Below are 9031 nucleotides of genomic sequence, written 5' to 3'. Positions count from 1 at the left end.
GGTCGCAGGTCGCAGGTCGCAGGTCGCAGGTCGCAGGTCGCAGGTCGCAGGTCGCAGGTCGCAGGTCGCAGGTCGCAGGTCGCAGGTCGCCAAAAGAAAGACGGTCGAGGGGGACCGGTTGTCAACACAATTGTTGACCCGGCAGCGGATTTTTTTGCCTTTAGACCTGTGACGTGAGACGTGTGACCTGCGACGGTCTTTTCCCCAGAAAAGACCTTGCGACCTGAAAATCATTGGCAAATCGCTTTCTTTTGTGGTATAGAAAACGTGGATTTTTCCGGCATGTACTTTCAGGACCTCATATTCGCACTGCAGAAATTCTGGGCCGACAGAGGTTGCATTGTCCAGCAACCGTACGACATGGAGGTCGGGGCGGGCACGTTCCATCCCGCCACGCTCCTTCGCTGTCTCGGGCCGGAACCCTGGAACACCGCGTACATTCAGCCGTCCCGGCGGCCCGCGGACGGGCGTTACGGAGAGAACCCCAACCGCCTCCAGCATTACTACCAGTTCCAGGTCGTCATGAAACCCTCCCCGAAGGACATTCAGAACATTTACATAGACAGTCTGAAGAGTTTCGGCATCGACACCGACTATCACGATATCCGGTTCGTCGAGGACGACTGGGAATCACCGACGCTCGGCGCCTGGGGCCTCGGATGGGAGGTGTGGCTCGACGGTATGGAGATCACACAGTTCACCTATTTCCAGCAGGCTGGCGGTATAACCCTGTCGCCTGTGTGCGTCGAGATCACCTACGGCACCGAGCGCATCGCCATGTACCTCCAGGACGTGGACAACGTCTATGACATCAGGTGGAACGAGAACGTCCTCTACGGCGATGTCTTCCTCGATCCCGAAAGGGAATTCTCCATCTACAACTTCGAGGAATCGGACCCCGTCATGCTCAGAACCCTTTTCGACACCTTTGAAGGGGAAGGTGAAAAGCTCGTCAAGAACCGGGGGCTCATCTACCCGGCCTACGATTTTTGCCTGAAATGCTCGCATGTCTTCAACCTTCTCGACGCCCGCGGAGCCATCAGCGTGACGGAACGCGCCAACTACATCGCGCGGGTGAGGAACCTCGCGAAGATGTGCGCGGAACTATACGTGCAGAAGCGTGAAGAACTCGGTTTCCCCCTGCTCAAGCGATAGCGGGTCACTCCGCTTGGGGGCGGCGGGAGAGGGGCAAGGAAATAACATCATGAGCGAATTTCTGCTTTTGGAGATAGGCACGGAGGAGATACCGGCGCGCTTCCTCACGCCCGCGAAGGAGGGGCTTTCGGCCCTCATCCGGGAAGCCTTTGCCGGCGCCCGGATAGCCTTCGGCGACATCAGCATCCAGACGGCCCCGCGGCGTATGGGGCTCTTCGTGCAGGACGTCGCCGAAAAGCAGGCAGAGACGGTCACAGTCAAGTTTGGGCCCCCGTACAACCGCGCCTTCGACGAAGCGGGAAACCCCACGAAGGCCGCCATCGGCTTCGCCCGTTCCCAGGGGGTCGAGGTCGGCGACCTCACGAAGGGTGTCAAGGACGGCGTGGAATTCGTGACCGTCGAGAAAGAGGAAAAGGGGGTCCCCACCGTGGAGATGCTCCCCGTCCTCCTGCCGGACATCATCTCACGCGTCCCCTTCCAGAAGAAGATGCGCTGGGGAGCCGTGAGCTTCGAGTACGCACGGCCGATCCAGTGGGTCCTGTGCCTCTTCGGCGGCACGCCCGTCACGTTCTCCGTGGCCGATGTCACGAGCGCGCCCGTGAGCTGGTGCCACCGTTTCCTGTCGCCGGGCCCGGTCGGGATAGGTCATCCCCTGGAATACGTCGACGCCCTCAGGAAGAACCACATCATAGTCAATGAAGACGAGCGTATGGAGATCATACGCGAGGGGATCGCCCGCATCGAGGGAACAACCGGCGGAAAGGCGCTCCGGGACGAGGAGTTGGTGAGGGAGATCCTCTACATCACCGAATACCCCTATCCCCTGAAAGGCTCCTTCGACGCGGTGTACCTCGATATTCCCAAGGAGGTCCTCGTCAACGTCATGAAGAGCCACCAGCGGTACATTCCCATCGAAGATGCCTCGGGACGGCTCCTGCCTCACTTCATATTCTTCGCCAACACGGCCCCGAAAGATGACGCGAACGTCATACGGGGAAACGAGAAGGTGCTCCGCGCGCGCCTCGCCGACGCGCGCTTCTTCTTCGACGAGGACGTGAAGGCAAAGCTCGCCGACAGGTACGAACGGCTTGCCTCCATCGTCTTCCACGTCAAGCTCGGCACCCTTAAGGACAAGATGGAGAGGGTAAAGGCCATCGCCGGATACCTCGCGTCCGTCGTCGACCACGGGGTCGCCGGGAAACTTGAAAGGCTCATCCCCGTGATGAAAACGGACCTCGTTACCCACATGGTCGGGGAGTTCCCCGAGCTGCAGGGAACGATGGGGCGCATCTACGCGCGCATCGAGGGAGAGGACGACGAGGTGGCCCTCGCGATAGAGGAGCACTACCTGCCCACGGGCGGCAACGGCAGCCTGCCCCTCACCGCGACGGGCGCCATCGCCGGTATAGCGGACAAGATCGATTCCATCGTTTCCTTCTTCTCCGTCGGGATCACCCCCACGGGCAACCTCGACCCCTATGCCCTGAGAAGACAGTCGCTGGGCATCATCAAGATAGCCATAGACAGGAAGATGCACCTGCCCCTCACCGCGCTTATCGAAAGGGCCTTCGAGGCGGGAGGGAGCATCCCGAAGAGGCTTACCCTCGAGGAGACGAAGGCCTCTCTCCTGGAGTTCATCGCCACGCGGTTCAAGTTCTCCATGCTGGAGGAGAACCATAACCAGGATTTCGTTGAAAGTGTCCTCCCCTGCGTGATGAGCGATATATACGACGGCTACATGCGGCTCGTCTCCCTGGAGACCCAGAGCTCCATGGACGACTTCGAGCGCCTCATGGTGGGCTTCAGGCGCGTCTTCAACATCACGAAACAGATCGCGGAAGATACGGCCGTCGATCCTGCCCTTCTCGTCCTCGAGGAAGAAAAGAGGCTTTTTGAACTCTGCGCCACGCGGAAGGACGCCTTTCACGGGCTCATGGAGAAACGCGACTACGATGGGGCCCTCGCGGTCCTCGTCGGTTTCAAGGAAACCATCGACAACTTCTTCGACAAGGTCTTCGTCATGGACAAGGACGAGGCCGTGAAGTCGAACAGGCTGGCACTTCTCACGCATCTCAGGAACATGTTCCTGACCTTTGCTGATTTTTCAAAGATACGCTTCGAATAAGGAGGAAATATGGCAAAAAGCAATAAATTCGTCTACTTCTTCGGCGGAAAGAAGGCTGAAGGCAACCTCAAGCTCAAGAACCTCCTCGGCGGGAAGGGCGCAGGCCTCGCGGACATGGTGAACCTGGGCATACCCGTGCCGCCGGGCTTCACCATCACCACCGACGTCTGCACGCTCTTCTACAAGGCCGGCATGAAGCTCCCCAAAGGCCTTGAGAAGGAGGTCGCCGGGAACATCAAGAAGATGGAAAAGATCATGGGCGCGAAGTTCGGCGATCCCAAGAACCCCCTTCTCTTCTCCGTCCGGTCCGGCGCCCGGGTCAGCATGCCGGGTATGATGGACACCGTCCTCAACCTGGGCCTCAACGAAAAGACCGTCGAAGGCCTCGCGAAGCTCACGAAGAACCCCCGCTTCGCCTATGACTGCTATCGCCGGTTCGTCCAGATGTACGGCGATGTCGTCCTCGGCCTCAAGCCCGCGAACGAACACGAGCACGACCCCTTCGAGGTGATCATCGACAGGAAGAAAAAGGCGAGGAAGATCACCTCCGACACGGACCTCACCGTCGATGACCTCAAGGACCTCGTCAAGGAATTCAAGAAGGCCATCAAGCAGAGACTCGGCGTGACCTTCCCCGAGGACCCCATGGAACAGCTCTGGGGCTCCATCGGCGCCGTCTTCAAGTCCTGGAACACCGACAGGGCCGTCGCGTACCGCCAGCTCAACGACATCCCCGGCGACTGGGGAACGGCCGTCAACGTGCAGTGCATGGTCTTCGGGAACATGGGCGAGGACTGCGGCACCGGGGTCGCCTTCACGAGGAACCCCTCCACGGGTGAAGACCAGTTCTACGGCGAGTACCTCATCAACGCGCAGGGCGAGGACGTCGTCGCCGGCATCAGGACGCCGCTGCCCATCAACAAGAAGCAGAAGACCGACAGGTCCGTCAAGTCCCTCGAAGAGGTCTGGCCGGACATATACAAACAGGTCATCAAGATAAGGAACACGCTGGAGAAGAACTACCGCGACATGCAGGACGTGGAGTTTACGATCCAGAACAAGAAGCTCTGGATGCTCCAGACCCGCACCGGCAAGCGCACCGCCTTCGCGGCATTCAAGATCGCCGTCGACATGGTCAAGGAAAAGCTCATCACGAAGGAAGAGGCCCTGATGAGGGTGGAGCCGGACCAGCTCAACCAGTTATTGCGTCCCATCTTCGACCCGAAAGAGAAGGAGAAGGCCCTGAAGGCCGGCAATGTCGTCTCCAAGGGCCTTAACGCGGGTCCCGGCGCGGCCTCCGGCAAGGTCGTCTTCAACGCGCAGGACGCCGAGGCATGGGCCGCCCGGAAGGAGGAGGTCATCCTCGTCCGCATCGACACCTCCCCCGAGGACATCCGCGGCATGAACGCCTCCCAGGGTATTCTCACCTCCCGCGGAGGCATGACGTCCCACGCCGCCCTCGTGGCACGCCAGATGGGGAAGGTCTGCGTGGCCGGCTGCGGCGACCTCGATATCGATTACGCGAAGAAGGTCATCAGGGTCAACGGGAAGACCATCAAGGAAGGCGAATACGTCTCCATCGACGGCACGACGGGAGAGGTCTTCGCGGGCCAGATCAAGACCAAGCCCTCGGAAGTCCTCCAGGTCATGATCGACAAGACATTGAAGCCCTCAAAGTCGCAGATCTACCAGGATTTCGCCCTCCTCATGAAATGGGCCGACGAGGCCCGCAGGCTGGGAATCAGGACGAACGCCGACCAGCCCGGCCAGGCAGCGGTGGCCGTATCCTTCGGCGCCGAGGGCATAGGCCTTTGCAGGACGGAGCACATGTTCTTCGAGGGCAACCGCATCGACGCAGTCCGCGAGATGATCATCGCCGACGACGAGGCGGGCAGACGGAAGGCGCTCGCGAAACTGCTGCCTTACCAGAAGAAGGACTTTGTAGGTCTCTTCACGGTCATGAAAGGCCTTCCCGTAACCGTAAGGACCCTGGACCCGCCTCTCCACGAATTCCTCCCCCACACCGAGAGAGAGACGCGGGAACTCGCCAGGAAGATGGGTATCTCCTATGAAAAGGTCCTCGCCAAGGTGGAAAGCCTCCACGAGGCGAACCCCATGCTCGGGCACCGCGGCTGCCGCCTCGGCATCGTCTTCCCCGAGATCACCGAGATGCAGGCCCGGGCCATCTTCGAGGCCGCCTGCGAGGTGAAGAAGAAGGGCACGAACGTGAAGCCCGAGGTCATGATACCGCTTGTCGGCAACATCAACGAGCTCAAGCTTCAGAAGGCGATCGTCGAAGACGTTGCCAGCGAAATACTCAAGAAGAACAAGGTGAAGATAGACTACATGATCGGCACCATGATCGAGATACCCCGCGCGGCCATCACGGCCGATGAGATCGCCGAGGAGGCCCAGTTCTTCTCATTCGGGACGAACGACCTCACCCAGATGACCCTCGGCATGAGCCGCGACGACGCCGGCAAGTTCCTGAGCGACTACGTGAAGAAAGAGATCTACACCTTTGACCCCTTCCAGAGGATCGATGAGGTTGGTGTGGGAAGGCTCATAGAACTCGGCGTGGCCCTGGGCCGCGGCGTCCGTAAGAACCTCAAGATCGGGATCTGCGGCGAGCATGGCGGCGAACCGAATTCCGTCGAGTTCTGCCACAGGACGGGCTTTGACTACGTCAGCTGCTCGCCCTTCCGCGTCACGATAGCAAAGCTGGCCGCCGCCCGGGCAGCTCTCAAGGAGAAACAGGCAAAGCCGAAAAAAGCGGCAAAGAAAAAATAGTATCCCTTCGACAGGTACCGCGGGTCCGGCACGACCCGCGGGGCCTGTTCTTTTCTTTCCCGCTCGCCGACCAGAATGCCCCGTATATTCCACTCCACTTCTTCCGTGTTCTTTCCTCCCTTCCGTCTCTCCGTCGCCATTAAACATTCCGCCGTCTGGCCGATAACACTAATGGTTCTCTTTGCGGCACCCGGAGGAAGGCGCGCGAGTCGGCCATCGCCCGCAAGAGCATCAGTGGAGTTCCATGGAAAGATCCTTATCCCTGCGTGAAGACCCCGAAAGATTCACAGAGCAGTGCATCGAGCGCCTGCGGCGCGCGACGGGAGAGAGTTCCACCGGGGCGGCTAAGCACACCGCAGCGGTACGTCTTCTTGTCGAAGGGCTGGCCGACAGTCTCAATACGATGGACCCGCAAGGGTTCATGGGCTCCATAGATGCCTGCCGGGACACCCACGCAACGGCACCGGGCTCATCCCCATCCTTTCTCTCCGGTATCATAGCCGCGATGGAGGAGACCGTCACGGAACAGGAACTCGACGCCGAAGAGGCCCTCTTCCTCTGGGGGCTCTTTCACAAGGCCCGCCAACGAAGCGCTCCGGCAGCCGCCTTCAACCTCTCCCGGGACGGGAGAGAGTCAGGCGACTCCGCCCTTGCGGAGCTGAGAAGAGAGGTCGCCGAGAGAAGAAGGGCCGAAAAGGACCTCCGGGAAAGCGAGCGCCGCTTTCGGGACATCGCCGAGTTCGTTCCCCAGATCATCTTCGAGATGGATGCCGACTGCATGGTGACCTTCGTCAACAGGCAGGCCTACGACATTTACGGATACACGCCCCGGGATCTCAGGAAGGGCATTATGGGCCTCGACCTTGTCCACCCCGCCGACCTCCCCAGGATCAGGCAAACCCTTCAGGCAATAGCCGAGGGCACACCGTCGACGGAAACCGAGTTCACCGCCATCAGGAAGGACGGCACCACCTTCCCCGTCATAGCCCACGTCGCGCGCATCATGAAAGGCGGGAGGTTCGCCGGGTGGCGGGGCATCATCGTCGACATAACGGGAAGAAAAGAGACCGAGGAAAAGCTCAAGGAGAGCGAGCGGAAGTTCCGGGACATTGCTGAGCTCTCCCCGCAGGTCATCTTCGAGCAGGACCCAAATGGTGTCGTCACCTACGCCAACAGGCGGGGGCTCGAGCTTTTCGGCTACACTGAGGAGGAGTTGCTTGCAGGTACCGTGACGGCGATGGATCTTTTGCCTGAGCGCGAACACGCGAGGGTGCGCGAAAACGTGGCGAAGATCCTTGTCGGGGAAAGAGAGATGGCGGGCAATGAATACACGGTGAAGAGAAGGGATGGCAGCACTTTCCCTGCCATCATCTATACCACCGCCATCTTCAGCCAGGGTGAACTGACGGGCCTGCGCGGCGTTCTTGTCGACATCACGGAGCTGAAAAAGGCCGACAGGGAGCTCCGGGAACGGGAACGAAGGTTCAGGGACCTCGCGGAATCCGTTCCCCAGGTCATCTTCGAGATGGACAAGAATAGAACGATCACCTTCGCCAACAGGCAGGCCTTCGAGATGTTCGGATATGACGAAGAGGACCTCTCCCGGGGCATCGACGCCTTTTCCCTCTTTGTGCCCGAAGATCTTCCAGCCATGACAGAGAACCTCGGGAGGATAGCCCTGGGGGGAACGTCCGCGGGCAACGAGTACACCGCCCTCAGGAAGGACGGCACCTCATTCCCTGTCATAATCCATGTCGCGCGGATCATGGATGAAGGCCGCCTTGTCGGATTCAGGGGGATCATCGTCGACATCACGGAGCGGAAGAAGGCCGAGGCAGAGCTTTCGGAAAGCAGACAGTTCTTTCAGGACATCGCTGACCGCATTCCCGGAGTCATCTATCAGTTTTACGCCAAACAGGACGGAGAGATGGGTCTTTCCTACATCAGTCAAACCTCGAAGGAACTCTTTGGCATCGAAACCGACGCGTCCCGCCCCTTCGAACGTTTCCTCGAAGGGCTCAGCCCCGACTGCCGGGAGGCATTCCTCGACTCGATCAGGGAGGCCGTCGCGAGGGAACAGGACTGGCAATTCGAAGGCGACTTCATGAAACCGACGGGAGAGGTCATGTCCTTCGTCGGCATGTCCCGTCCCTCGCGGGTCGGTGACACCCTGAGGTTCAATGGAGTGCTCCTCGATATAACATCATCCAAGCGCGCGGAGGAACAGCTCAGGGAGAGCGAGCGGAAGTTCCGGGACATAGCGGAGCTCATGCCCCAGGTGATCTTCGAGATCGATCCGAAAGGTTCCGTCATCTTCGTGAACAAGCAGGCATTCGAATTCTTCGGGTACAGGGAAAGCGACTTTCCCGATGGGTTCAACTGCTTCGACCACATAGCTCCGGAAGACCGCTCGAGGGCCATCGCAAACCTTCAAAAGGTGGCCGAAGGCGGCCCTTCGGTCGGCAATCAGTACGCGGCCGTCAAAAAGGACGGTACCCGGTTCCCCATTATCATCTACGTCACAAGGATCATGAGAGAAGGCAAGCTCACCGGCTACCGGGGGATCATCATAGACATATCGGAGCGTACCCGGGCCGAAGAGGCCCTCAAACAGGGAGAGAAGCGCCTCAGGCAGATCATCGACCTCGTGCCCCATTTCATCTTCGCCAAGGACATCGACGGAAGGTTCATCCTTGCCAACAAGGCCGTCGCTGACAGCTACGGCACCACGGTGGAGGGCCTGATCGGCAGGGTGGATGCCAGCTTCTCGCCATCCGATGAAGAGGTGAGGCATTTCAGGAACGACGACCTCGACGTGATGATCGCGGGCAGGAGAAAATACATTCCCGACGAGCCCATCACCGACGCGCAGGGGAACGTGCGGTATCTCGAGACCATCAAGATCCCTTTCACGTTCTCCGGAACCGAGACCCCCGCCGTCCTGGGCGTGTCCGTGGACAT

4 protein-coding genes are annotated in these 9031 nt (G+C 59.8%); all 4 read left to right on the top strand.

The annotated features are described in order from the left end of the window. The first annotated feature begins 282 nt into the window (after positions 1 to 282). The gene (locus tag GXX82_16985) at positions 283 to 1155 is read left to right on the top strand and encodes a glycine--tRNA ligase subunit alpha (GenBank protein NLT24741.1); all 873 of its coding nucleotides are present in this window, start codon (positions 283 to 285) and stop codon (positions 1153 to 1155) included. A 49-nt stretch (positions 1156 to 1204) separates the two neighbouring features. Further along, the gene (locus GXX82_16980; protein NLT24740.1) at positions 1205 to 3280 is read left to right on the top strand and encodes a glycine--tRNA ligase subunit beta; all 2076 of its coding nucleotides are present in this window, start codon (positions 1205 to 1207) and stop codon (positions 3278 to 3280) included. Positions 3281 to 3289: 9 nt separating this feature from the next. After that, entirely contained in the window at positions 3290 to 6070 is a 2781-nt protein-coding gene (locus tag GXX82_16975; GenBank protein ID NLT24739.1) for a pyruvate, phosphate dikinase, read from the top strand. A gap of 244 nt (positions 6071 to 6314) precedes the next feature. Next, a partial coding sequence (locus GXX82_16970; protein NLT24738.1) for a PAS domain S-box protein occupies positions 6315 to 9031 on the top strand: 2717 nt, incomplete at its 3' end.

The organism is Syntrophorhabdus sp., from assembly GCA_012719415.1.
GTDB lineage: Bacteria > Desulfobacterota > Syntrophorhabdia > Syntrophorhabdales > Syntrophorhabdaceae > Delta-02.
Note: the sequence above shows the minus strand (reverse complement) of the source record. Positions and strands in the feature narration are given on the sequence as shown.